1 pseudogene is annotated in these 206 nt (G+C 61.2%); it reads left to right on the top strand.

What is annotated here, in order from left to right:
* Positions 1-206 (top strand): annotated as a pseudogene (locus AF337_RS44670) (ATP-dependent helicase); the annotation flags it as partial.

Here is a 206-nt window from a genome sequence, read left to right on the forward strand (position 1 = left end):
GGGGTGGCATGCATTACTTACAACAACGAATGCGCCCGCGAACTGGAAGATCGTCTCGCTGCCCTCGGCGTCGAGCCCGGGAAGCGCGTCTTCATCGGCACCGTGCATTCCTTCTCGCTGACGCAGATCCTGATCCCATATGCGGGTTCGCTCGGCGTAGGACTTCCGGCACAGTTCCAAGTCGCGGACACGCAGCAGAGGGGAAT

It is taken from the genome of Rhizobium ecuadorense (assembly GCF_001187535.1).
GTDB lineage: Bacteria > Pseudomonadota > Alphaproteobacteria > Rhizobiales > Rhizobiaceae > Rhizobium > Rhizobium ecuadorense.